This window comes from Streptomyces sp. NPDC007971, from assembly GCF_042958635.1.
Taxonomy (GTDB): domain Bacteria; phylum Actinomycetota; class Actinomycetes; order Streptomycetales; family Streptomycetaceae; genus Streptomyces.
Map to the genome: position 1 here is coordinate 95,549 of NZ_JBIBJK010000012.1, position 24,910 is coordinate 120,458.

18 protein-coding genes, 1 tRNA gene and 1 pseudogene are annotated in these 24,910 nt (G+C 73.3%); 15 read left to right on the plus strand and 5 right to left on the minus strand.

Translation table 11 applies throughout. The annotated features are described in order from the left end of the window. Nucleotides 1-4: 4 nt before the first annotated feature. From ACFZCP_RS25315 to ACFZCP_RS25340, 6 genes are all read left to right on the plus strand, one after another. Nucleotides 5-1,693: a family 20 glycosylhydrolase gene (locus ACFZCP_RS25315; protein ID WP_391430204.1), complete on the plus strand. Its 1,689-nt coding sequence runs from the start codon at nt 5-7 to the stop codon at nt 1,691-1,693. Between the two features lie 415 nt (nt 1,694-2,108). Beyond that, nucleotides 2,109-3,002 (plus strand): FAD binding domain-containing protein, encoded by an 894-nt coding sequence (locus ACFZCP_RS25320; RefSeq protein WP_391430206.1) that lies wholly within the window; start codon nt 2,109-2,111, stop codon nt 3,000-3,002. Next, on the plus strand, nt 2,999-4,729 hold the full coding sequence (locus tag ACFZCP_RS25325) for a 2Fe-2S iron-sulfur cluster-binding protein (protein ID WP_391430208.1): 1,731 nt from the start codon (nt 2,999-3,001) through the stop codon (nt 4,727-4,729). Before ACFZCP_RS25320 ends, ACFZCP_RS25325 begins: the two co-directional genes overlap by 4 nt. After that, nucleotides 4,726-7,035, plus strand: coding sequence for a molybdopterin cofactor-binding domain-containing protein (locus ACFZCP_RS25330; protein ID WP_391430211.1), 2,310 nt, complete (start codon nt 4,726-4,728; stop codon nt 7,033-7,035). The genes ACFZCP_RS25325 and ACFZCP_RS25330 overlap by 4 nt, the downstream gene beginning before the upstream one ends. Continuing rightward, the gene (locus ACFZCP_RS25335; RefSeq protein WP_362693228.1) at nt 7,032-7,157 is read left to right on the plus strand and encodes a hypothetical protein; all 126 of its coding nucleotides are present in this window, start codon (nt 7,032-7,034) and stop codon (nt 7,155-7,157) included. The genes ACFZCP_RS25330 and ACFZCP_RS25335 overlap by 4 nt, the downstream gene beginning before the upstream one ends. A 301-nt stretch (nt 7,158-7,458) precedes the next feature. Continuing rightward, nucleotides 7,459-8,619, plus strand: coding sequence for an SUKH-4 family immunity protein (locus ACFZCP_RS25340; protein WP_391430213.1), 1,161 nt, complete (start codon nt 7,459-7,461; stop codon nt 8,617-8,619). A gap of 387 nt (nt 8,620-9,006) precedes the next feature. Here ACFZCP_RS25340 and ACFZCP_RS25345 read toward each other — a convergent pair. Continuing rightward, a tRNA-Cys gene (locus ACFZCP_RS25345) sits at nt 9,007-9,078 on the minus strand. A gap of 92 nt (nt 9,079-9,170) precedes the next feature. Here ACFZCP_RS25345 and ACFZCP_RS25350 point away from each other — a divergent pair. From ACFZCP_RS25350 to dapE, 4 genes and pseudogenes are all read left to right on the plus strand, one after another. Continuing rightward, nucleotides 9,171-9,827, plus strand: a pseudogene (locus ACFZCP_RS25350) (MFS transporter); the annotation flags it as partial. Nucleotides 9,828-10,163: 336 nt separating this feature from the next. Next, a complete protein-coding gene (locus ACFZCP_RS25355) occupies nt 10,164-11,957 on the plus strand; it encodes a DEAD/DEAH box helicase family protein (RefSeq protein WP_391430215.1) in 1,794 nt (597 codons plus the stop codon). A gap of 661 nt (nt 11,958-12,618) precedes the next feature. Then, nucleotides 12,619-13,260 carry a helix-turn-helix domain-containing protein gene (locus ACFZCP_RS25360; protein WP_362693249.1) on the plus strand — a complete coding sequence of 214 codons (642 nt, stop codon included), beginning with the start codon at nt 12,619-12,621 and terminating at the stop codon, nt 13,258-13,260. A gap of 352 nt (nt 13,261-13,612) precedes the next feature. Continuing rightward, nucleotides 13,613-14,677 carry a succinyl-diaminopimelate desuccinylase gene (gene dapE, locus ACFZCP_RS25365; RefSeq protein WP_391430217.1) on the plus strand — a complete coding sequence of 355 codons (1,065 nt, stop codon included), beginning with the start codon at nt 13,613-13,615 and terminating at the stop codon, nt 14,675-14,677. Between the two features lie 16 nt (nt 14,678-14,693). Here the strand turns inward: dapE and ACFZCP_RS25370 are convergent, their stop codons facing one another. Further along, nucleotides 14,694-16,247: a helix-turn-helix domain-containing protein gene (locus tag ACFZCP_RS25370; RefSeq protein ID WP_391430219.1), complete on the minus strand. Its 1,554-nt coding sequence runs from the start codon at nt 16,245-16,247 to the stop codon at nt 14,694-14,696. A 195-nt stretch (nt 16,248-16,442) separates the two neighbouring features. On the opposite strand from ACFZCP_RS25370, the gene ACFZCP_RS25375 reads away from it, so the two are divergent. From ACFZCP_RS25375 to ACFZCP_RS25385, 3 genes are read left to right on the plus strand one after another with little or no spacing between them, the layout of a single operon-like run. Continuing rightward, on the plus strand, nt 16,443-17,276 hold the full coding sequence (locus ACFZCP_RS25375) for a chorismate synthase (protein ID WP_391430221.1): 834 nt from the start codon (nt 16,443-16,445) through the stop codon (nt 17,274-17,276). Beyond that, on the plus strand, nt 17,273-18,382 hold the full coding sequence (gene menC / locus ACFZCP_RS25380) for an o-succinylbenzoate synthase (protein WP_391430223.1): 1,110 nt from the start codon (nt 17,273-17,275) through the stop codon (nt 18,380-18,382). Before ACFZCP_RS25375 ends, menC begins: the two co-directional genes overlap by 4 nt. A gap of 42 nt (nt 18,383-18,424) precedes the next feature. Continuing rightward, nucleotides 18,425-19,216, plus strand: a complete 792-nt coding sequence (locus tag ACFZCP_RS25385; protein WP_391430226.1) for a S16 family serine protease — start codon at nt 18,425-18,427, stop codon at nt 19,214-19,216. An 87-nt stretch (nt 19,217-19,303) separates the two neighbouring features. Here ACFZCP_RS25385 and ACFZCP_RS25390 read toward each other — a convergent pair whose 3' ends face one another. Then, nucleotides 19,304-19,786: an Lrp/AsnC ligand binding domain-containing protein gene (locus ACFZCP_RS25390; protein ID WP_391430229.1), complete on the minus strand. Its 483-nt coding sequence runs from the start codon at nt 19,784-19,786 to the stop codon at nt 19,304-19,306. 122 nt (nt 19,787-19,908) lie between these two features. Here ACFZCP_RS25390 and hppD point away from each other — a divergent pair, with 122 nt between their 5' ends. Beyond that, nucleotides 19,909-21,057: a 4-hydroxyphenylpyruvate dioxygenase gene (hppD, locus tag ACFZCP_RS25395; protein ID WP_391430232.1), complete on the plus strand. Its 1,149-nt coding sequence runs from the start codon at nt 19,909-19,911 to the stop codon at nt 21,055-21,057. A 216-nt stretch (nt 21,058-21,273) separates the two neighbouring features. Here hppD and ACFZCP_RS25400 read toward each other — a convergent pair whose 3' ends face one another. Then, nucleotides 21,274-22,764, minus strand: a complete 1,491-nt coding sequence (locus ACFZCP_RS25400) for a tetratricopeptide repeat protein (protein ID WP_391430235.1) — start codon at nt 22,762-22,764, stop codon at nt 21,274-21,276. A gap of 92 nt (nt 22,765-22,856) precedes the next feature. Between ACFZCP_RS25400 and ACFZCP_RS25405 the strand changes: the two genes are divergently transcribed. Continuing rightward, nucleotides 22,857-24,263 (plus strand): FAD-linked oxidase C-terminal domain-containing protein, encoded by a 1,407-nt coding sequence (locus ACFZCP_RS25405; protein ID WP_391430238.1) that lies wholly within the window; start codon nt 22,857-22,859, stop codon nt 24,261-24,263. A gap of 86 nt (nt 24,264-24,349) precedes the next feature. Here ACFZCP_RS25405 and ACFZCP_RS25410 read toward each other — a convergent pair whose 3' ends face one another. Further along, nucleotides 24,350-24,763, minus strand: coding sequence for an SsgA family sporulation/cell division regulator (locus ACFZCP_RS25410; protein WP_391430241.1), 414 nt, complete (start codon nt 24,761-24,763; stop codon nt 24,350-24,352). Between the last annotated feature and the right edge of the window lie 147 nt (nt 24,764-24,910).

Sequence of the window (24,910 nt, forward strand, 5' to 3'; positions counted from 1 at the left end):
GGTCATGAGCGACAAGCCCCTTTTCCCGGAACCCGACGTGGCGCTGATCCCGGCGCCGGGCCGCCTCTCGGCCTCGCTGCCCGGCGGCGGCACCGGATACGTCATCGACGCGGACACCGGGATCGAGGCCACCGAGGGCACCGAACGGGTCGCGCGGTGGCTGCGCTCCACCGTCGGCGCGGCGACCGGACTCCCGCTGCCGCCCCACCTCAACAGCGGGAACCGCATTCTGCTGCGCATCGTCCCCTCGCTCGCGGACCGGCTCGGCAGCCCCGAGGCCTACCGGCTGTGCGCGGACGGGTATCTCGTCGCGATCGACGGCGCGAGCGAGGCCGGCCTGTTCTGGGGCGCGCAGACCTTCCGTCAGCTCCTGGGGCCGGAGGCATTCCGGCGGGCCCCGGTCACGGGCCGGACGGAGTGGGAGTTCCCCGCCGTCACCATCCACGACGCCCCCCGTTTCCGCTGGCGCGGCCTCATGCTCGACGTCGCCCGGCACTTCATGCCCAAGGAAGGCGTTCTGCGCTACCTGGACCTGATGGCCGCGCACAAACTCAACGTCTTCCATTTCCACCTGACGGACGACCAGGGCTGGCGGATCGAGATCCGGCGCCACCCGAAGCTGACCGAGGTCGCCTCCTGGCGGGCGCGGACGAAATTCGGTCACCGGGCCTCGCCGCTGTGGGAGGAGAAGCCGCACGGGGGTTACTACACCCAGGACGACATCCGGGAGATCGTCGCCTACGCCGCCGAGCGGCATATCACCGTCGTCCCGGAAATCGACGTACCGGGCCACTCGCAGGCCGCCATCGCCGCGTATCCGGAACTCGGCAACACCGACGTCGTCGACACCACCGCCCTCCCCGTCCTGGACACCTGGGGGATCTCCTCGAACGTACTCGCCCCCACCGACACCACCCTGCGCTTCTACGAGGGCGTTCTGGAGGAGGTTCTGGAGCTGTTCCCGGCGGATGCCGCCGAGTTCTCGGCGTTCGTCCATCTCGGCGGCGACGAATGCCGCAAGGACCAGTGGAGCGAGTCGGTGACCGCGAAGACGCGCATCACGGATCTGGGCCTCGCCGACGAGGACGAGCTGCAGTCCTGGTTCATCGGGCACTTCGACCGGTGGCTCGCCGCGCGCGGGCGCCGCCTGATCGGCTGGGACGAGATCCTGGAGGGCGGCCTCGCGCCGGGTGCCGCGGTGTCCTCCTGGCGCGGCTACGGGGGTGGTGTCGCCGCCGCGCGGGCCGGACACGACGTCGTCATGTGCCCGGAGCAGTACGTCTATCTGGACCACCGGCAGGCCCCGGGCGAGGACGAGCCGGTACCGATCGGCTTCGTGCGCACCCTGGAGGACGTCTACCGGTTCGAGCCCGTTCCGCCCGAACTCGGCGAGGAGGACGCCCGGCATGTTCTGGGCACCCAGGCCAACGTCTGGACCGAGGTGATGGAGGACGCCGCACGCGTGGACTACCAGACGTTCCCCCGGCTCGCGGCCTTCGCCGAGGTCGCCTGGAGCAGTCTGCCCGCCCCCGAGGAGCGGGACTTCGCGGACTTCGAGCACCGGATGACCGCCCACTACCGGCGACTTGACGCCCTCGGCGTCGCCTACCGGCCACCCGCCGGGCCCCGGCCCTGGCAGCGTCGGCCGGGTGTGCTCGGGCGTCCGCTCCAGGGGCCTCCCCCGAACCGGTAGAGACCCGGTGGAGACGCGGGGGAGGGCCGGGAGAGACGCGGGGGAGAGCCGGGGAGGTCCGGGGAGAGCCGGGAGAGACGCGGGGGAGGGCCGGTGCGGGCCGGTGCGGGCCCGGGGAAGGTCCGGGGGAGGCCCGGTAGGGGCCCGGGAAAGATCCGGGACAGGCCCGGGGAGACCTGTAGAACAGATAGCGGAAAAACCCCAATAGGGTCCCTGATGAGTGGCAATTCGTTCGTAGTGGTGATGACGTGCGAAAACGGACTGTCTCGCTGGCGAGGCGGGCGAATGCCTCCTAGCGGACCCCCGCGTTCGGCCCTTGCGAAGATGTGCCAGAGTTGCCACGTCCGCCCTGTGAGCACGTACCGTACGGCCACACAGGTGGGACCAGGTGGGGCAGCGGGAAGGGGCAGCCGGTTTGACCACGCACACACCGCAGGCGGCGCAGGCCGTCACCCTGCCCACGACCCTGGACGAGGCCGTGGCGGCCCTCACCGCCATGCCCACGGCGGTCCCCGTCGCGGGCGGCACCGACCTCATGGCCGCCGTCAACTCCGGTCAGCTCAGGCCCGCCGCCCTGGTGGGACTCGGGCGGATCAGCGAGATCCGCGGCTGGCAGTACCAGGACGGCCACGCGCTGCTCGGCGCGGGACTCACGCACGCGCGCATGGGCCGCCCCGACTTCGCGGCCCTGATCCCGGCGCTCGCCGCCGCCGCGCGCGCCGCGGGCCCCCCGCACATCCGCAACGCCGGCACCTTGGGCGGCAACATCGCCACCGCCGCCCCCACCGGGGACGCGCTGCCGGTGCTGGCCGCCCTGGAGGCGACGCTGATCATCGCCGGCCCGGACGGGGCCGGCCGGGAGATCCCGGTGTCGCACCTGCTGGCCGGGGTGGAGATGCTGCGCGGCGGCGAACTCATCGGCTACGTGCGCGTCCCGCTGCTGCACGCCCCGCAGGTCTTCCTGAAGGCGACCGGCCGCACCGGCCCGGGCCGCGCGGTGGCCTCCGTGGCGCTGGTGCTCGACCCGGCCCGGCGCGGGGTGCGCTGCGCGGTGGGCGCCATAGCGCCGATGCCGCTCAGGCCCCTGGAGGCCGAGCAGTGGGTCGCCGGACTCATCGACTGGGACAACGACCGCGCGCTGGTCCCGGAGGCGCTGAACGCCTTCGGGGAGTACGTCGCCGCGGCCTGCATCCCCGACCCGGCCCCGGAGCCGGACGGCTCGGTGGCCCCGCTTCCGCCCGCCGTACTGCACCTGCGGCGCACCGTCGCCGCGCTGGCCCGACGAGCACTGGGGAGGGCGCTGTCGTGACCGACGACCAGCACGGAGAGGGCACGCCCCGTGGCGGCGGCCGCTGGGACCCGCTGCCCCAGGGCGACTACGACGACGGTGCCACCGCGTTCGTCAAGCTCCCCGAGGGCGGCATCGACGCCCTGCTGTCCGGTGACAGCCCCCTGGCCGCGCCGGGCCACGGCTATGTGCCGCCGCGGATAGCGGCGACCGAGGGGACGGCCGACCCGGCCGCCACCGGCACCTGGGCGATGCCCGCCGACGGCCACCAGTGGCCCGACCCGAACGCCGTCCCCCAGGAGCAGACGGCGGACGACCGGTTCACGTACCACCCCGCCGCCACCCAGCAGTGGACCTTCGAGGAGCCCGCGGCCCCGCCCGCTCCCGGACACGACGTCACCGGACAGTGGTCCATCCCGGTCGCCGAGGGCGACCTTCCGGATGAATCGGGCGAGTTCACCACGTCCGCGCTGGTCGAGCAGTGGGGCGGCACCCCGCCGGCCACCCTCCCCGGTGGCGCGCCCGCGCCCTGGGCGACGCACGGCGCGGGCCAGGCCTGGGCACCACCCGAGGCGGCGCCGCACCAGGGCGGGCCCGCCGAGGCGGGCCCGACGGGCCACGCGCCCGCCCGCCCCGGCCCCGGCACGCATCCGGCCGACCCCTCCGCGGCACCCGGCGCGCCCGCGCACCGGGAGTTCACGCCCGAGGGGACGTACACCGCGATCCCGGACGGGCAGGCGCCCGGGCCCGAGGACGCTCCCGCGCCCGGCACGGACGAGCACGCGACGCCCGCCTCCCACGGCCACAGCCCCGCCCAGGCCCCTGAAGGCCCCTCCGACGCCCCGGCAGGCCACGACGGCACCGCCGAGCCCGAGCCCGCGCCCCGGGCCGCGCAGGAGGCGGTCACGTCCGACGCGCCGGACCCGGCCGACCCGGCCGCGGCGCACGACAGGGCGGCTCCGCCGGACACGCCCGGAGCCGACAGCGGCCCGGCGGACGCACCCGCGGCCCACGACACGCCGGACGACCCGGCGGCGACGGAGCACGACGCCCCCGAGGACCACGCCCCGGCGGCCGCCCTCCTGAACGACGAGCACCCCCTCGCCTCCTACGTCCTGCGCGTCAACGGCGCCGACCGCCCCGTCACCGACGCCTGGATCGGCGAGTCCCTGCTGTACGTGCTGCGGGAGCGGCTCGGCCTCGCCGGCGCCAAGGACGGCTGCTCGCAGGGCGAGTGCGGCGCCTGCAACGTCCAGGTGGACGGGCGCCTGGTGGCGTCCTGCCTGGTCCCGGCGGTCACCTCGGCCGGCAGCGAGGTCCGCACCGTCGAGGGCCTGGCCGCCGACGGACAGCCCTCCGACGTCCAGCGGGCGCTCGCCCGGTGCGGTGCCGTGCAGTGCGGCTTCTGCGTGCCGGGCATGGCGATGACCATGCACGACCTGCTGGAGGGCAACCCCGCGCCGACCGAACTGGAGACCCGGCAGGCCCTGTGCGGCAACCTGTGCCGCTGCTCCGGCTACCGGGGCGTCCTGGACGCCGTCAGGGAGGTCGTCGCCGAACGCGACACGCACACCGCCGCCGACGGGGCGGACGGCGACGAGGCGCGCATCCCGCACCAGGCGGGCCCGGGCTCCGGCGGCGTCAACCCGTCGGCGTTCGAGACACCCGGGGTCTTCGACAGCCCCGGTACCTTCGGTACACCCGGACCGCACGACCAGCACTACGGCCAGGACGGAGGCCAGGCGTGAGCAACGAAACGGCCACCGCGACCACCGCCGCGGAAGCAACCCCCGCCGCCGACCCGTTGCCCCACGGCCTCGGCGCCCCCCTGCCGCACGCCGACGCCCGCGCGAAGACCGAGGGCACCTTCCCGTACGCGGCCGACCTGTGGGCCGAGGGCCTGCTGTGGGCGGCCGTGCTGCGCTCCCCGCACGCGCACGCGCGCATCGTGTCCATCGACACCACCCACGCGCGCGAGATGCCCGGCGTACGGGCCGTCATCACCCACGAGGACGTGCCCGGCACCCCCCGCCACGGCCGGGGCACGCCGGACCGCCCGGTGTTCGCCTCCGAGGTCGTACGGCACCACGGCGAGCCCATCGCGGCCGTCGCCGCCGACCACCCGGACACCGCACGGATGGCCGCCGCCGCCGTCATCGTCGAGTACGAGGTGCTCGAACCCGTCACCGACCCGGAGCAGGCCTTCGAGGCCGAGCCCCTGCACCCCGACGGGAACCTGATCCGGCACATCCCGCTGCGCCACGGCGACCCGGACGCGGTCGGCGAGGTCGTCGTCGAGGGCCTGTACCGCATAGGGCGTCAGGACCCGGCCCCCATCGGTGCCGAGGCGGGCCTCGCGGTGCCGCGTCCCGACGGCGGCGTGGAGCTGTACCTGGCCTCCACCGACCCGCACGCCGACCGCAACACGGCCGCGGCCTGCTACGGCCTGTCCCCTGATCGGGTGAAGATCGTCGTCACCGGGGTGCCCGGCGCCACCGCCGACCGCGAGGACCAGGGCTTCCAGCTCCCGCTCGGCCTGCTCGCGCTCAGGACCGGCTGCCCGGTGAAGCTCACGGCCACCCGCGAGGAGTCCTTCCTCGGCCACGTCCACCGCCACCCGACCCTCCTGCGCTACCGCCACCACGCCGACGCCGAGGGCCGGCTGGTGAAGGTCGAGGCACAGATCCTGCTGGACGCGGGCGCGTACGCGGACACCTCCGCGGAGGCGCTGGCCGCCGCCGTCTCCTTCGCGTGCGGCCCGTACGTCGTCCCGAACGCCTTCATCGAGGGCTGGGCCGTACGCACCAACAACCCGCCCTCCGGCCACGTGCGCGGCGAGGGCGCCATGCAGGTCTGCGCCGCCTACGAGGCGCAGATGGACAAGCTCGCGAAGAAACTCGGCGAGGACCCGGCCGAACTGCGCCTGCGCAACGCGCTCGCCACCGGCGACGTCCTCCCCATCGGCCAGACCGTGACGTGCCCGGCTCCCGTGGCCGAACTGCTCCAGGCGGTCCGCGACTTCCCCCTCCCGGCCCTGCCCAAGGACACCCCGGAGGAGGACTGGCTGCTGCCCGGCGGCCCCGAGGGCGCGGGCGAACCGGGCGCGGTGCGCCGGGGCGTCGGCTACGGCCTCGGCATGGTGCACATGCTCGGCCCGGAGGGCACCGACGAGGTGTCCACGGCGACCGTGAAGGTCCACGACGGCGTGGCGACCGTGCTGTGCGCGGCCGTGGAGACCGGGCAGGGGTTCACCACCCTCGCCCGCCAGATCGTCCAGGAGACGCTCGGCATCGACGAGGTGCACGTGGCACCGGTCGACACCGATCAGCCGTCGGCCGGCGGAGGGTGCCGAGGCCGCCACACCTGGGTCTCCGGCGGTGCGGTGGAACGCGCGGCGAAGATGGTCCGCACCCAACTGCTGCAGCCCCTCGCGCACAAGTTCGGCATGTCGACCGAGCTGCTGCAGATCACCGACGGCAAGATCACCTCGTACGACGGTGTGCTGTCGACGACCGTCACCGAGGCGATGGAGGGCAAGGAGCTGTGGGCCACGGCCCAGTGCCGCCCCCATCCCACCGAGCCGCTGAACGCGGAGGGCCAGGGCGACGCCTTCGTCAGCCTCGCCTTCTGCGCGATCCGCGCGGTGGTGGACGTGGACATCGAGCTCGGCTCGGTCCGGGTCGTGGAGCTGGCGGTCGCCCAGGACGTGGGCCGGGTGCTGAACCCGGCGCAGCTGGCCGCGCGCATCGAGGCGGGCGTCACCCAGGGCGTGGGCATCGCCCTCACCGAGAACCTGCGTACGCCGCGCGGCCTGGTCCGCCACCCCGACCTGACCGGATACGCCCTGCCGACCGCCCTGGACGCGCCGGACATCCGGATCGTGAAGCTGGTCGAGGAACGGGACGTCATCGCCCCCTTCGGCGCCAAGTCGGTCAGCGCGGTACCGGTCGTGACGTCCCCCGCGGCGATCGCCTCGGCCGTCCGCGCGGCGACGGGCCGCCCGGTCAACCGCCTGCCGATCCGCCCCCAGGCCGCGGTGGTGACGACCCCGTGACCACGCCCCCCGAAGAGCCCCGCTACGAACCCCCGCCGAGCTTCGGCAAGCTGTTCGTGTGGATCCTGCTGTTCCTCGTGGCGGCCCTGGCCGTGGTCCTGGGCGGGATCTACTTCACCTGAGGAACTCCCGCTTCACCTGAGGAACTCCCACGCGGGAACTCTCCGCCGACGAAGATCGCCTGGCGGAGGAATCAGTCCCGGCGAGGATGTGGCTCTGGCGGAGGAGTCGGTCCCGGCGAGGAAGCGTCCCCGGTGTGGAACGGGAGTGTCTTCGCGGGCGTCTTTCATCCACGGGCGTTGTCAGTGGGGCGGCGTAGTGTTCTGGGCAGTGGGGGGACGGCCGCTTCCGCCGGGAAGCCGGAGGCCGGCAAGGCATGCCCCGCCCAGGGATTGACGCACCGAGGAAGACCGCGGGGGAGCGATGAGCAGGACCGAGGCCGGAGTTCCGGCGATCATGCTGACCGAGGCGGAACTGGACCGCTACGTCACGCACGCGCCGACCCGCGGCCTGCTCGCCGCCCCCGGACTGCCCGCGGACTCCCCCCTGTTGACGTTCTCCCCGCTCCGCGAGCACGGCCTGCGCACCCTCGGCGACGCCACGGACGGCCCCTTCCACCTGGCGGAGGAGCTGCGCGGCCGCCTGGTGATAGGCGAACTCCTCGGCCCGGCAGGTATGGAGCGCGAGTCGATCCTGCTCGACGGCGACACCGGCGAGATCACGACGGCCTACCTCTTCGCTCCCTCCGACGCCCGCCCCTTCGCCCCCTCCCTGGACACCCTCCTGCGCTTCGCCGCGGTCACCGAAGAACTGGCAGGGCTGCGCGGCCGCTTCTCCTCCCTGGCCGGCCAGCACGGCCCCAGGACGGTGACGGAGGCCTCCCGGCGCCTGCTCGCGCTCTTCGAGGAGGGCACGGACGGCAAGGTCCCGCCCTACTGGAAGGCGGCGGCCCTGATCCGCCCGCTCGCCCTCATCGCCGGCCCCGGCACGGCCCTCGGCCTCACCCTGGACGTCCCCGCCCGAATCCTTGACCAGGAGTTCGGCCAGGGGCGGGTGGCCCGCTTCGAGGAGGTCGACTTCCCGGCCACGCTCACCCACGAGCCGACCCGCCGCTTCCTGCGCGAGACGGGCCTGCCGGAGGAGGCGGTCCTCTTCCACACCGACACAGACGTCCCGCTGCCCACCCTCACCGAGTACTTCACCGGCGAACGGGCCGACGACTACCCCCTGGACGACCTCCCCGCCCACGCCGACCACCTGATCCGCCTCGGCTACCTGGTCGAGGACAACAGCCTGGTGGTCGACGGCAGAACGGGCGCGGTCCTCACCTTCAGCGAGCCCGAGGCGACGCTCTACCCGCTCAACACGGACGTCTCCACCCTCGCCTTCACGCTCTGGCTCCTCCACCACGAGCGCACCATCGACGAACATCTGGGCAACGAACTGACGACGGCCGCCTACGACCAACTGGCCGCGGCCATGATCCAGACCCTGACGTCCATAGACCCCACCGCCCAGCACCCGGACACCGACTGGCACTACTGGACGGAGCTGTTCCAGGACGAAGCGGGCGGGGTGCTCTGAAGCACCGCCCGCCACAAGGCCGGGACGGGTGGCACACGCACGGCACACCCACAGGGCACCCGCTCCCGCACCCACTCCCGCACCGCGAGCTTCGAGGTCGGAACGACGGTCCGCTTCACCGCCACACCGGACTCGGGGTCCCACATCAACCACGGCCCCACACCGAACCCGGCGACCGTGCGCACCGGCTACAACTCCACGTGGGTCATGTTCTGCCCGGACGAAGGACTGTGCTCCGCAGGCCAGCCACCGGCCGAGTCCCGACCGGGACGGCGCACGAGACCCTGCCGGCGCACGAGACCGTGACGGCAAATGAGACGGACGAACGGCGGGGCGGCACCCCCTCAGGGAGCGCCGCCCCGCCGTTGTGCCTGGTCAGGCAGACAGAGGCCGTGGCGGGATTCGAACCCACGTAACTCGCTTTGCAGGCGAGCCCCTCAACCACTCGGGCACACGGCCGTGTTCGTGGAACGACCGTACGGCGCCGGCGGGAAGGGGCTCAAGGCCGACGGGGGCGCTGCAACGGGACTGCCATACGCCGTTCACGAAAGGCGGGGCGTACGACCAAGGTCGCAGGGGCGGTGGGGCCACCGACAGCGGCGGGGCTGGTGGTGGCCGGGACCGCGCAGCTGATGGGAGTGTTCATCCTGGGCCGAGCCGTGCAGGGCTTCGGTGGCGGGCTGGTCATCGTCGCGCTGTACGTCGTCGTCGGGCGCGCCTACCCCGAGCGGCTGCGGCCCGCGATCATGGCGGCCTTCGCCGCCGGATGGGTCGGACCGTCCGCGTCGGCCCACTCGCCTCGGGAGCCGTGACGGAGCACCTCGGCCGGCGGTGGGTCTTTCTCGGCATCCCCGTCCTCGTCGTCCTCCCGCTCGCGCTCGCACTGCCCCGGATACGGCAGCGGACGGCAGGGCCCGTGGCGGGCAGCACAGGATCCGTCTCCTTCGACCGGCGCCGCATCCGGCTCGCCCTCGCCGTCTCCCTCCGTGCTGCAGATCTCCGACGCCCTCTCCAATGTCGTCCTGCTCGCCGTGACGGGCGCGGCCTTCGCCGCCCTGGGCGGCGGCAGCACGACGGCGACATCGGCGGCGGGCGCCGACGGCACCCGTCCCGCGGCCTTCGCGGCCGTGTTCCTGCCCATGGCCGGGGTCGCGCTGGCGGGGGCGTGGGTGACCGGACGCGTCCGGGAGCGGTCGGCTCGGGGGTGATGGGTCCCTCCGCTCGGTTCCGGACGTGTCCGTCCTGCGCGCTCTCCCGGGGCCGATACCGCCGCCGTCGACCGGTACGCCGCATACGACCTGGTCATCGATGTGGCCTCCGGGGAGCCGGCCGGCGTTCCGGTCGTCGTGGGGCGGCAGCGGCAGTTGTGACGTGGGTCCCACCCGCGGGGGACCCGGCCTCGTCCGGGCGTTGACGGGGGTGGGGCGCCGGTAGGGTGGCCCGGTTGTCATACGTAGCCGAGCCGCCCGCCCGTCACCCAGCACCACCCCGACCGACGGGCACCGCGCGGCCCCCCTGGAACCGACCCCTTGACCACGGAGACCGTGACTACCACCGCCGCTTCCTCCTCCCACCACCTTTCCCCCGCCTTCCCGGGCCGCGCGCCCTGGGGCACCGCCAGCAAGCTTCGTGCCTGGCAGCAGGGGGCGATGGAGAGGTACATCCAGGAGCAGCCGCGCGACTTCCTCGCCGTCGCCACGCCCGGCGCCGGCAAGACGACCTTCGCGCTGACCCTCGCCTCCTGGCTGCTGCACCACCACGTCGTGCAGCAGGTCACCGTGGTCGCGCCGACCGAGCACCTGAAGAAGCAGTGGGCGGAGGCCGCGGCCCGGGTGGGGATCAAGCTCGACCCCGAGTACAGCGCCGGTCCGCTCGGCAAGGACTACGACGGGGTCGCGGTCACCTACGCCGGTGTCGGCGTGCGCCCGATGCTGCACCGCAACCGCGTCGAGCAGCGCAAGACCCTCGTCATCCTCGACGAGATCCACCACGCCGGTGACTCCAAGTCCTGGGGCGAGGCGTGCCTGGAGGCGTTCGAGCCCGCGACCCGGCGGCTCGCGCTGACCGGTACGCCGTTCCGGTCCGACACCAACCCCATCCCCTTCGTCACGTACGAGGAGGGGACGGACGGGATCCGGCGGTCCTCCGCCGACTACACGTACGGGTACGGCAACGCGCTCGCCGACCATGTCGTCCGGCCGGTGATCTTCCTCAGCTACAGCGGCAACATGCGCTGGCGCACCAAGGCGGGCGACGAGATCGCCGCCCGGCTCGGCGAACCGATGACCAAGGACGCGGTCAGCCAGGCCTGGCGCACCGCCCTCGACCCGCGCGGCGAGTGGATGCCGAGCGTGCTGCGCGCCGCCGACCAGCGGCTGACCGAGGTCAGGAAGGGCATCCCGGACGCGGGAGCGCTCGTCATCGCCTCCGACCAGGACTCCGCCCGCGCCTACGCCAAGCTCATCCGCGAGATCACCGGCACCAGGGCCACCCTCGTCCTCTCCGACGACGCCGGCGCCTCGAAGAGGATCGACGAGTTCAGCGCGAGCGAGGACCGCTGGATGGTCGCGGTGCGGATGGTGTCCGAGGGCGTCGACGTGCCCCGGCTCGCGGTCGGGGTGTACGCCACCACCATCTCCACCCCGCTGTTCTTCGCGCAGGCCGTCGGGCGATTCGTACGGTCGCGGCGGCGCGGCGAGACCGCGTCCGTCTTCCTGCCGACCGTGCCCGACCTGCTGACCTTCGCCAACGAGATGGAGAAGGAACGGGACCACGCCCTCGACAAGCCGAAGAAGGAGGGAGAGGACGACCCGTACGCCGAATCCGAGAAGGAGATGGACGAGGCGAACAAGCAGCAGGACGAGGACACCGGCGAACAGGACATGCTGCCCTTCGAGGCGCTGGAGTCCGACGCCGTCTTCGACCGGGTCCTCTACGACGGCGCCGAGTTCGGCATGCAGGCCCACCCCGGGAGCGAGGAGGAGCAGGACTACCTCGGGATTCCGGGGCTGCTGGAGCCGGACCAGGTGCAGATGCTGCTGCAGAAGCGGCAGGCCCGGCAGATCGCGCACAGCCGCAAGAAGCCGGACACCGAGGCCGACCTGCTGGAGCTGCCCGCCGAGCGGCGGCCGGTGGTCAGCCACAAGGAGATGATGGAGCTGCGCAAGCAGCTCAACACCATGGTCGGCGCGTACGTCCACCAGAGCGGCAAGCCGCACGGGGTGATCCACACCGAGCTGCGGCGGGTGTGCGGGGGGCCGGCGAGTGCCGAGGCGACGGCGGGGCAGTTGCGGCAGCGGATCGCCAAGGTGCAGGAGTGGGCTACGCGGATGCGGTGACGCTTCGCTGGGGTTGGCCCTTCTTTTCTTTCCCACCCGCCCACCCGTCTCGGTCGGACACGAGTCCACCGCCACGGGGCTCCGCCCCGGACCCCGTCACGCACGGGGCCTTTCGCCTCGGATCCCGCTGCGGGGCTTCGCCTCGGACCCGTCATGGGGCTTCGTCTCGGTCCCCGTCATGGGGCTTCGCCTTGGACCCCGCTGCGGGGCTTTGCCTTGGACCTCGGTGGGGGGTCTTCCACCGCGGACCCGAGTGGGGTGTCCTGCGGTCCGGCCTCGGTGGGGCGTCTTCCGTTTCGGTCCTGGTGGGGTGTCCTGCGGGTCGGATTCCGTCATGTCTGGCTTTGCTCCAGACCCCCCCATGATCCTGGGGCTTCATGTTCTTGGGGGCGTGTTTAATCGGACGAATGCAGGCAGGCCGGATCTGGCCTTGCCCGGATTCTGGACGAAGACTTCCGCTCAGCGAACCGCCTTCGCTACTGTCCCGCTACGCACACGCCCCGTGGCAGCGCCGCCGCGGAGCGCAGCCGTGAAGCGACAAGGCCCGGAGCCGCCGGGCCGTCCTGCCGATCGGCGGCCTCTGAAGCGCGTCGCCGACGGGACTCGGTGACGCATCTGCCGCTCAGGGGACGCCGACCTCACCACCAAAGGAGTGGGCGTCGTGACCGCGGAGACCTCTCAGACGCTCGACCGGGGACTGCGCGTCCTCAAGCTGCTGGCCGACACGGACCACGGGCTGACCGTCACCGAGCTTTCCAACAAACTGGGCGTGAACCGGACTGTGGTGTACCGGTTGCTCGCCACGCTGGAGCAGCACGCGCTCGTACGGCGTGACCTGGGCGGACGAGCCAGGGTCGGGCTCGGGGTGCTGCGCCTCGGCCGCCAGGTGCACCCGCTGGTGCGCGAGGCCGCACTGCCCGCGCTGCGTTCGCTGGCCGAGGACATAGGGGCGACGGCGCATCTGACGCTGGTGGACGGGACCGAGGCACTGGCCGTCGCCGTGGTCGAACCGACGTGGACGGACTATCACGTCGCCTACCGGGCCGGTTTCCGGCACCCGCTGGACCGGGGCGCGGCGGGCAGGGCGATCCTCGCCGCGCGGCTGTCGCCGTCGACCGATCCCGGCTACACGCTCACGCACGGAGAGCTGGAGGCCGGGGCGAGCGGGGCGGCGGCGCCGCTCGTCGGGGTCACCGGGGTCGAGGGCAGCGTGGGGGTGGTCATGCTTGCGGACTCCGTGCCGGAGAGGGTGGGGCCACGGGTGGTGGATGCCGCGAGGGAGGTCGCGGAGGCGTTGCGTTAGGGGCGTTGTGTCAGGGGCGTTCTGTTAGGGGCGAGGGGCGCCGTTTGCCCAGCGCGGGTGCGGGTGCGTTTGCGGGTGCCTTGTGGCCTGTGGCCTTTGCTTTGCGCTTTGTGCTTTGTGCCTTGTGGTGTTCTCGCTCCCCCCGCCACCAAGGTGCCGTCGCAAACACGTCCTTGGCCGTCTCGCCAATGAGTGCCTCCGGCCTTTGGCCGTTCCCCCCACCCCGTGCCGGATTCCCCTCCGCATCATCGAAGGCCGTACAAGCCCGATGCGGAGGAGCGGCACGGTGGAGAGAGTGGACAGCCGGCCGGAGGCCGGAGAACAAGCGCGACGCACCGCACAAGGACCCCGCGTGACCGCCCTCGATCTCACCTCCGACGTCGTCGCCCTCACCCGCGCCCTCGTCGACCTCCCCTCCGAGAGCGGAGCGGAGCGGCGGATCGCGGACGCCGTCGAGGCGGCCCTGCGCGGGCTGCCCCACCTGGCCGTCGAGCGCATCGGCAACTCCGTCGTCGCCCGTACCGCCCTCGGCCGCCCTGAACGCGCGCTGCTGGCCGGTCATCTGGACACCGTTCCGGCCGCCGGGAACCTGCCCTCCCGGCTCGCCGACGGCCGGGTCCACGGGCTCGGCGCCTGTGACATGAAGGGCGGGGTGGCGGTGGGCCTCAGGCTCGCGGCCACCGTGCCCGAGCCCGTCCGCGACCTCACCTATGTCTTCTACGAGTGCGAGGAGGTCGAAGGCGACCGGAACGGGCTGGCCCGGATCGCGGCCGCGCGGCCGGGGCTGCTCGAAGAGGCAGGTCTGGCGATCCTGATGGAGCCCTCCGGCGCCGGTGTCGAGGCCGGCTGCCAGGGCATCCTCACCGCCGACGTCGTCGTCGAGGGGGCCCGCGCGCACACCGCCCGCGCCTGGCAGGGCGTCAACGCCGCGCACAAGGCCGCCCGGGTGCTCCAGCGGCTCGACGAGCACACGCCCGAGCGGATCGTCGTGGACGGGCTGGAGTACCGGGAGGGGCTGAGCGCGGTCGCCGTGCGGGCCGGGGTCGCCGGGAACGTCGTGCCCGACGAGTGCGTCGTCACGGTCAACTGCCGTTTCGCGCCCAGTCGTTCCGCCGAGGAGGCGGAGGCGTACGTGCGCGGGCTCTTCCCGGAGTACGAGGTCCGCGTCACCGAGGTCGTCGCGGGTGCGCCGCCTCATCTCGACCGGGTCGGCGGGCTGGTACGCGCGCTGGGGGCCGAGCCCCGGCCCAAGTTCGGCTGGACGGACGTGGCCCGGTTCGCGGCGCTCGGCGTACCCGCGCTCAACTACGGACCCGGCGATCCGTCGCTCGCCCACACGGCGGGGGAGTACGTCCCCGTCGAGCACCTGGAGCGGTGCGAGGAGCGGCTCGGGCGGTGGCTGGGCCGAGCCCGGTGAGCGTGCTCGGCCCGGTTCAGGCGGGGGTGGTGGCCGGCCCGAGCCCGGCGAGCGTTCTCAGCTGAAGCCACAGCACCAGCCGTTCGTCGGGGTCGTCCAGGTCGACCCCGGCGTGCTGCTGCAGCTGCTTGAGGCGGTAGCGGCAGGTGTTGGGGTGCACGGCGAGCGACCTGGCCGCGCCCGCCATGTCGCAGCCCGCGTCGAACCAGCACACGAGCGTGCGGGCGTACTCCGTACCGTTCGCGGCGTCGTACGCGAGGACCCTGTGCCAGGCGCCGGCGTTCAGCTCCCGCCGCTCCCGCATCACCTCGGACAGCCGCAGCAGCGTCACGCGCGGGCGCACCTCGTCCACCGTGGCGAGGGGCAGAGCGGCGTCCAGGACCCGCAGCACCAGATCCGCGTCCGCACGGGAGTCCGCGAGGCCGCCCGCGCCCGGCGCCACCTCACCGAGCGCCGCCCGCACCGGCACCCGCAGCGCCTGCCCGGCCCGCGCGACGATGTCCTCGGCGAGCCCCCGGTGCCGCTCTCCGTCGCCCGGCAGCACCGCGTACACCACGCCGTCCACCAGCACGCACGCGTGCCGCCCGTACCGCGCCTCGCACTGCAGGCGGACGACGTCCAGCAGGCGCAGCGCGGTGCGCTCGGTGTCCGGGACGCTCGCGGCGGAGTCCAGGACGAAGGCGGCCACCCTGGCCGGGCCCGCGACCCCGAGGCGCTCGGCGGCCGTCGCCGCGTCCGCCGTGCCGTCCAGCAGGCGGCGCAGCAGATCGGTGCCGCGGTGCCGGGCCAGTTCGCGGGCCGCGCGGGCGCGCAGCAGGAGCAGGGCGGCCGTGGAGGCGCCCTGGGCGAGGGTGTCCTCGGCGTCCGGGGCGAGCGAGCCGTCGTCGACCACCCAGACGGAACCGAGCGTCTCCCCGCCGGCCCGCACCGGCATCGCCAGGCGGGGCAGGCCCGAGCCGGTCAGCGCGGGCAGCCGCACCGGCCGGTCGGCCGCGAACAGCCGCCGGTACTGCTCGGTGTTCTCCGGGCTGGCCGGCACCTGCAGGCCGAGGATGCCCTGGCGCCGGTCCTCGTCCACCGGCTGCCCGGGGACGGTCGAGTAGGCGAGGATCCGCTGCCGCGGGTCCTCGATGGCGGTCGCCCCGCCGGTCCCCGCCGCAATCGCGTCGGCCAGCGCGAACAGATCGCCCAGGCCGGTGTCGGAGGCGGCGGCGGGCCGCGCCCCGATGGCCGAGGCCAGCAGCAGGTGCACCTGGTGCCAGGCCGCGTCCTCGGCGACCGACAGCAGCGCCACGCCGTACGCATCCGCCTCCTCGACGGGCCCGTCCGCGCCCCGCACCACGACACCGGCCAGCCCGGCCTGCGCCGCCGCCCGCAGCAGCGGTCCCGCCTCGGCGGCCGGCACCCCGACCGCCAGCAGCAGCCCGCCCGGCGTCCGGGGCAGCGGGGTGCGGCCGTCGTGGAGCACCGCCTCGGTGACCGGTACGCCGGGCCCGGCGGGGGCGGTGTGCAGGCGCAGCGCGGGGCTGCCGACGACGTCCAGGAGATCGCCGAGAGTGCACGCGTCCATGGGAGTCCTCGACAGGGACGGCTTGGCTGATGGTGCAACGAACGTACGCACTCCTTGGCCGCCTGCACAACCCACACCCCCTGGCGGCCTCCGAGACTCGTCTGCATGACAGCAGGAGTCACGACAGCAGGTGTCCCGACAGCAGGTGTCCCGACGGCAGGTGTCACGACGGCAGGTGTTATGAGGGCGGGAGTCATGACAGCGGGAGTCGACGTCTGCACTGTCCACGACGTGGCCGGGCTCGCGGCCGTGGCCGACCACTTCTCCGACGTGTGGCAGACCCCGCGCACCGCCCCGCCCTATCCGGCCGAGGTGCTGCACAGCCTGGTGCACGCGGGCGGCGCCGTGCACGCCGCCTACGACGGGCAGCGCCTCGCCGGGGCGTCGGTCGCCGTGCTCGGGCCCGGGCACAGCACGTACTCCCTGGTGGCCGCCGCCGACCGGGGCATCGGGCACGCGGTGAAGCAGGCCCAGCGCGCGTGGGCCCTCGGTCGCGGCGCGCGCAGCATGCGCTGGACCTTCGATCCGCTGGTGGGCCGCAACGCCCGCTTCAACCTGGCCAAGCTGGGCGCCGTCGGCACGGAGTACCTCATCGACTTCTACGGCCCCATGGCCGACGGCGTGAACGACGGCGACGAGAGCGACCGGCTGACGGTGACCTGGGACCTCACGGCGCCCGCGGCCTCGCAGGGGACGGCACCCGCCATCGCGTCCGGCACCGTACCCTCCACCGCGTCCGGCACCGCACCCTCCGCCTCCTGGGGCACGCAGGACCGGGACCTGGCGCCCGCGACCCACACCGCCCCCGACGGCGGCTTCCTGGCCCGCCGCGATCTCGCCGAACGGCAGGTCTTCTGCCGCGTCCCCGACGACATCGTGGAGCTGCGCGCCGCCGACCCCGGCCTCGCGCTGCGCTGGCGCCACGCCGTGCGCGAGGTCTTCTCGGAGGCCTTCGCGGAGGGCTTCCGGGCCACGGGCATGTCCCGTGACGGCTGGTACACGCTCACCCGGACGGAGACGAGCGCGTGAAGCTGGAGCGCGTCGAGATCGTGCACGTGGCGATCCCGCTGGTCACCCCGTTCCGTACGTCCTTCGGCACGATGACGACGAAGGACACCTTCCTGGTGCACGTCGTCACGGACGTGGCCGAGGGCTGGTCGGAGTTCGCCGCCGACCCCGAGCCGCTGTACTGCCCGGAGTTCGTGGCCGGCGCCGAGATCGTGCTGCGCGACTTCCTGCTGCCCCGGGTGGCTGCCCTCCCGCACCTGACCACGGCGGCGCTGGCCCCCGCGACGGCGAAGATCAAGGGGCACGAGCTGGCCAAGGCGGCCCTGGAGACGGCGGTCCTGGACGCGGAGCTGCGCTCCCACGGCATGCCGCTCGCGACCTATCTGGGCGCCGTACGGGACCGGGTGCCCGCCGGGGTCTCCGTCGGCATCAAGAACTCCGTGCCCGAACTGCTGGACGACGTGGAGCGCTACCTCGCCGAGGGGTACGTCCGCATCAAGCTGAAGATCGAGCCCGGCTGGGACGTCGAGCCGGTCCGGGCGGTCCGCGAGCGCTTCGGCGCCGATCTGCCCCTCCAGGTCGACGCCAACACCGCCTACACGCTCGCCGACGCCCGGCACCTCGCGCGGCTGGACGAGTTCGGGCTGCTGCTGATCGAGGAACCGCTGGAGGAGAACAACCTCCACGCCCACGCACAGCTCCAGCGGCGCCTGACGACCCCCGTCTGCCTGGACGAGTCCCTGCACCACGCGCGCGACACCGCGTCCGCGATCGCCATGGACGCCTGCCGGGTGGTGAACGTCAAGCCCGCCCGGGTCGGCGGCTACCTGGAGGCCCGCCGCGTCCACGACGTGGCCCGTGCGCACGGGGTCCCGGTGTGGTGCGGCGGCATGCTGGAGACGGGCATCGGCCGCGCCCCCAATCTGGCCCTGGCCGCCCTGCCCGGCTGCACCCTCCCGGGGGACACCTCGGCCTCCTCGCGTTACTTCGCCGAGGACATCACCGAGCCCTTCGTCCTTCAGGATGGCCACCTCCCGGTCCCGGCCACGCCCGGCATCGGCACCGAGCCGCTGCCGGAAGCGCTGCGGCGTTTCACCCGGGCGCGACGGGACCTGTACGCCGGGTGAGGGGCCGGTGGCCGGAACGGGCCGTCGCGTTAGATTGACTCCGTGCTCTCACGTCTCACGCGTCCCCAGGCCGTCGCCGTCTGTGCCCTGCCCGTCGTGGCCCTGCTCGCCACGGCCGCGTTCGCACCGCTGCCGTTCTCGGTGGCACAGCCGGGGATGACGGCGAACGTGCTCGGCGAGAACCAGGGCACCCCGGTGATCACGGTCTCCGGCGCGCCCACCCGCAGGACGGGCGGGCAGTTGCGGATGACGACCATCGAGGCGACCGGCCCGGACGCCCGGGTCTCCCTCCGGGACGTGGTCGACAACTGGTTCCGCACCGACCGGGCCGTGATGCCCCGCGACGCGGTCTACCCGAGCGGCAACAGCATCAAGGAGATCGAGAAGCACAACACGGAGCAGATGCAGCAGTCCCAGGACGCGGCGACCGAGGCGGCGCTGAAGTACCTGGGCCTGAGCCCGGACAAGGTGAAGGCCGACCTGAAGCTCGCCGATGTCGGCGGGCCCAGCGCGGGGCTCCTGTTCACCCTGGGGATCATCGACAAGCTGGACGGCGACGGCAGCGGCGGCGACCTCACCGGCGGGCGCACCATCGCCGGTACGGGCACGATCGACGCCGCCGGGAAGGTCGGCGCGGTCGGCGGCGTGGCCCTGAAGACGCAGGCCGCGAAGCGCGACGGGGCCACCGTCTTCCTGGTGCCGAAGGACGAGTGCGCCGACGCGAAGACCGAGCTGCCCAAGGGCCTGCGACTGGTCCCTGTGACCACGCTGAAGGGCGCGGTGAACGCCCTGACGGCCCTGGAGAAGGGCAAGGGCCCGGTCCCGAGCTGCTAGCCGACCACCGGCTGCAGAGGTACTCCCAGGTACTCCCAGGTGCTCCCGGGTACTCCCGGAAGGGCACGCGCGCGTCCCCCGGGTCGGTCAGGTTCCTTCGCCGGCATCCGCGGCGGCCTGTTCCACCAGCGGGATGACCCGCAGCGGAACGGGGTTCTCCATGACGATCGCCGTGGAGGCCCGGACGATGCCGTCGAAGCCGACGACCCGGTCGATCACCCGCTGGAGATCCGCGTTGGAGCGGGCCACCAGCCGGCACAGCATGTCCCCGCTGCCCGTGGTGGTCAGCAGCTCCAGCATCTCCGGCACGGTCGCCAAGTGCGCCCGGACATCGGGGCCTTGACCCTGCCGGATCTGCAGCGTCGCGAACGCGGTGACCGGGTAGCCGAGGGCCGCCGGGTCCACCTGGGGCCCGAATCCCCGGATGACCCCATTCGACTGAAGCCGGTCCAGCCGCGCCTGGACCGTCCCCCGGGCGACCCCGAGCCGCCGCGACATCTCCAGCACGCCGATACGGGGCTCACGCGCCAGCAGCACGATGATGCGCCCGTCCAGTCGATCGATCGCCACGCCCGCCTCCCGGATGGTCATCCTGTACAGAAAGCCCGCCGTCACCGTCGTATCACTGAGCAGATTGTTCAGTGATTACGCGAACTATTGCGCACCTTGCAGACCGGGGCCACCCTTCCGCTATGACGCAGACCACACACCACACTCCCGCCACGACGGCCGGGCAGGCCGACCCCTTCCCGGTCAAGGGAATGGACGCGGTCGTCTTCGCCGTGGGCAACGCCAAGCAGGCCGCGCACTACTACTCCACCGCCTTCGGCATGCGGCTGGTCGCCTACTCCGGACCGGAGAACGGCAGCCGCGAGACCGCGAGCTACGTGCTGGAGAACGGTTCCGCCCGGTTCGTGTTCACGTCGGTCGTCAAGGCGAGCACCGACTGGGGCCGCTTCCTCGACAGGCACGTGGCCGAGCACGGCGACGGCGTCATCGACCTGGCCATCGAGGTCCCGGACGCACGCCGCGCCTACGACTACGCGATCGAGCACGGCGCCCGCTCCGTCACCGAGCCGTACGAGGTGAGGGACGAGCACGGCACCGTCGTCCTCGCCGCGATCGCCACCTACGGCGAGACCCGCCACACCCTCGTCGAGCGCACCGGCTACGACGGCCCGTACCTGCCCGGGTTCGTCACCGCCTCCCCGATCGTCGAGCCGCCCGCCCAGCGCACCTTCCAGGCCATCGACCACTGCGTCGGCAACGTCGAACTCGGCCGGATGAACGAGTGGGTGGCGTTCTACAACAAGGTCATGGGCTTCACGAACATGAAGGAGTTCGTGGGCGACGACATCGCGACCGAGTACAGCGCGCTGATGTCGAAGGTCGTCGCCGACGGCACGCTCAAGGTCAAGTTCCCGATCAACGAGCCCGCGATCGCCAAGAAGAAGTCCCAGATCGACGAGTACCTGGAGTTCTACGGCGGGGCCGGCGTCCAGCACATCGCGCTGAACACCAACGACATCGTGCAGACGGTCCGCACCATGCGCGCCGCCGGTGTCCAGTTCCTCAACACCCCGGACTCCTACTACGACACCCTCGGCGAGTGGGTCGGGGACACCCGCGTGCCGATCGAGACCCTGCGCGAACTGAAGATCCTCGCCGACCGCGACGAGGACGGCTACCTGCTGCAGATCTTCACCAAGCCGGTCCAGGACCGCCCGACCGTCTTCTTCGAGATCATCGAGCGGCACGGCTCGATGGGCTTCGGCAAGGGCAACTTCAAGGCCCTGTTCGAGGCGATCGAGCGCGAGCAGGAGAAGCGCGGCAACCTGTAGCCGCGGCACGGCAGTCCGCGTCCAGGGCCGGGGGCCCGTCCGGCACGAGCCGCCTGACGGGCCCCCGGCGCAGCCAGGCCCCCGCCGCGGCCCGGCGGTCCTGCGGCAGCACGCCGGGCAGGCGGCAGAGCGCCGGGCAGGTCCTGGATGCTGCGCGCCGGGCAGGTCCTGCGGCAGCACGCCGGGCAGCTTCCGGGGGCGGTTCGCCGACCGGTCCTAGGGCAGTTCGGCGGGCAGGGGCTCGTCGGGTACCTCGCCCAGCTCGTGCAGCGCCGACCGCGCGGCCGGAGCCCCGAGCGGCGAGAAGTACGGGTTGATCCGCAGCGCCTCCTCCAGGTGCCGCCTGGCCGGCCCGTCCTCCCCCAGCTCCCGCTCGATCATGCCCAGGTGGAATACGTACGGCGCACTGCGCACCGCGCCGCCCTTCGTCTTGTCCGTGGCCTTCGAGGCGTACTCCAGCGCCTGCGTGTCGTCGCCGGCCCGGTGCAGCGCCCAGCCGAGGGCGTCGGCCACCTCGATGCCGGGCTGGCGCAGCCACTCCTCCTCCAACCGCTCCACGGCCTCCCGGGCATCCCCGTGGTCCGCCTCGAACTGCCCGATCAGCAGTTCCTCGTCGACCCCGCCGGCCGCCGCCTCCTCCGCACGCCTCGTCATCAGGTCGTACTGCGCCTGCGCGGACGGGAACATCCCCAGCGACTCGTACAGCTCTCCCAGCTCCAGCGCGTCGCGCGGATCCGGCTGCCCGGCGAGGGCCGCCCGGTACGCGGCCAGGGCCTCGCCGTCACGGCCCAGTGCCGCCAGCGCCCGGCCCCTGCCCGCCAGCGCCGCCCGCCCGCCGGGGACGAGCCTGAGGGCCGCCTCGAAGTGCCTGAGCGCGTCCTCCCGGTCGCCCCGCTCCCAGGACAGCTGCCCGATCCCGGTCAGACGGGCGGCCTGCTCGGCGGGTGTGCGGGCGGCCGCCGCCGCGTCCGTGAGCTGGGCCGTCGCGTCCTCGCGCCAGCCCCGGTCCCGGTACACGGCCGACGCCTCGGCCATCACCGCGGGCCGCGCGGCCGCCCCGGCGTGCAGTGCCGTCAGCTTGTCCAGGGTGCTGCGCGCCGCCTTGTAGTCGCCGAGCCCGGTGTAGGCATCGATCAGCGGCGGATACGCCGTCCACTGCTTCGGCGCCAGCTTCAGCGCCTGCTCGCCGTACCGCTTCGCCTCCGGGAAGTCCCGCCGCGCGTTGGCCAGGGAGGCCAGCCCGTCCAGCGCCACCGCGTTCTGCGGGTGCCCCTCGCCCCGCACCTGAAGCGCGGTCCGCAGGGCCCGTTCGGCCTTCGGGTAGTTCGCCGTGTCGGCGCTCTGCCGGCCCCGTTCCAGGTACGCGGCCCCCAGCACCGCCCATGCCTGCGCGTCCTGCGGCCGCGCCCGCACCCTGCTCTCCTGCTGCCCGATGAGCACCGCCAGGTCGGGCAGCGCGGCCGGCAGTCCGGAGGTGACCGCCGTCAGCGCCTGCGCCGGTACGTGCGCCTGCGGGCCCGGCGCGGGCGGCAGCGCCCGGCGGTGCGGCGGCTCCGGCCGCAGCATCAGCACGGCGCCCGCCACGGTCCCGCCCGCCAGCGCGGTCACCAGCACGCGCCGAGGCCACCGCCGGCGGCGGCGCGGCGGGGGCTGCCCGGCCACCGGGGACGGACCGGGGGCGGAGCGGCCGTACTGTCGGATCTTCATGCCGCTCACTGTGCGTCAATACGGCGAGCGTGCCCGGGTGGCCCAAGGAAGGCACGGACGGGGTTCACACCGATGGCCCCGAGTGCGACGCTGTGATCATGAGCCGTATCGAAGCCCCTCGCGACGACGCAACCGGTGACCTCACCGACCGGCTCCTGGCCGGCCTGCCCGCCGAGGCCGTCCTGACCGACCCCGACGTCACCACGTCCTACGCCAACGACATGGCGAGCTTCTGCCCGGCCGGCGCCCCGGCCGTGGTCGTGCTGCCGCGCACGGTCGAGCAGGTGCAGCACGTCATGCGCACCGCCACCGAACTGCGCGTCCCGGTCGTCCCGCAGGGCGCCCGCACCGGCCTGTCCGGCGGCGCCAACGCCACCGACGGCTGCATCGTGCTGTCCCTCACCAAGATGGACCGCATCCTGGAGATCAGCCCCGTCGACCGGATCGCCGTGGTCGAACCGGGCGTGGTCAACGCCGCCCTCTCCCACGCGGTCGAGGAACACGGCCTGTACTACCCGCCGGACCCCTCCAGCTGGGAGATGTGCACCATCGGCGGGAACATCGGCACGGCGTCCGGCGGCCTGTGCTGTGTGAAGTACGGCGTCACCGCCGAGTACGTGCTCGGCCTGGAGGTCGTCCTCGCCGACGGCCGCCTGATGTCCACGGGGCGCCGTACCGCGAAGGGGGTGGCCGGCTACGACCTCACCCGCCTCTTCGTCGGCTCCGAGGGCTCCCTCGGCATCGTCGTCCGCGCGGTCCTGGGCCTTCGGCCCAAGCCGCCCCAGCAGTTGGTCCTGGCCGCCGAGTTCGCCTCCACGGCCGCCGCCTGCGAGGCCGTGTGCCGGATCATGGAGGGCGGTCACGTCCCGTCCCTCCTCGAACTGATGGACCGTACGACCGTCAAGGCGGTCAACGACCTCGCTCACATGGGTCTCCCGGAGACCACCGAGGCGCTGCTGCTGGCCGCCTTCGACACCCCGGACCCCACCGCCGACCTCGCCGCCGTCGGGGCGCTGTGCGAGGCCGCCGGCGCCACCGAGGTCGTCCCGGCCGAGGACGCCGCCGAGTCCGAACTCCTCCTCAAGGCCCGGCGGCTCTCGCTGACCGCGCTGGAGGCGGTCAAGGGCACGACGATGATCGACGACGTGTGCGTGCCCCGCTCCAAGCTCGGCGCGATGCTGGAGGGCGTCGAGCGGATCGCCGACAAGTACGGGCTCACCATCGGCGTCTGCGCCCACGCCGGGGACGGCAACACGCACCCCACCGTCTGCTTCGACGCCCAGGACGCCGACGAGTCCCGGCGGGCCCGCGAGTCCTTCGACGAGATCATGGCCCTCGGCCTGGAACTCGGCGGCACCATCACCGGCGAGCACGGCGTGGGCGTCCTGAAGAAGGAGTGGCTGGCCCGGGAGATCGGCCCGGTCGGCGTGGAGATGCAGCGGGCGGTCAAGCAGGTCTTCGACCCGCTCGGCATCCTCAACCCCGGCAAGCTGTTCTGATCGACCGCTCCCGCAGCACCTCCCGCAGCACCTCCCGGACCATCGCCCGTACGACCTTCCGCCGGCCGGCCCCTCCCGTACGGCACTCACCGGGCGAGCAGCTGGTCGAGCGCGTCGTCGATGCCCAGCTGCCCGCCCTCGGTCCCCGGAGCCACCGCCCGCAGGGTCCGCTCCAGCCAGGCGGACACCTGTGCGGCGGGCGCCTCCAGCAGGGCGTCCCCGTCCGGCGAACTGAGCCCCATCAGCACGACGCTGCGCCCGTCGGCCTTCGTCGGCCACACCCGCACGTCGCCCTGTCCGCACGGCCGGAACACCCCCTCCACCAGAAGCTCCCGGGCGAACGTCCAGTTGACGGGGTGCTCGGAGTTGATGTGGAAACCGATGTGGATCGCGTAGGGATCGTCACAGCGGTAGGTGAGCCGCGCCGGGACCGGGACGCTCCGCTCGGGGGACAGGATGAGCTTCATCTCCAGCTCCCGCTCCACCACGTTGTGATGCATGACCTGCGCTTCCTCTCTGCCGGGGCCGCTTCGACCGGCCCGTGCACAGGGGAGAGGGGGCAGGGGCGCGGCCATTACGCGGGTTCCGGGAAATTTTTCGGCGCGGGTGTGGGACCCGTGCACGCCGTTGCCCGGAAAGGGGTGGGT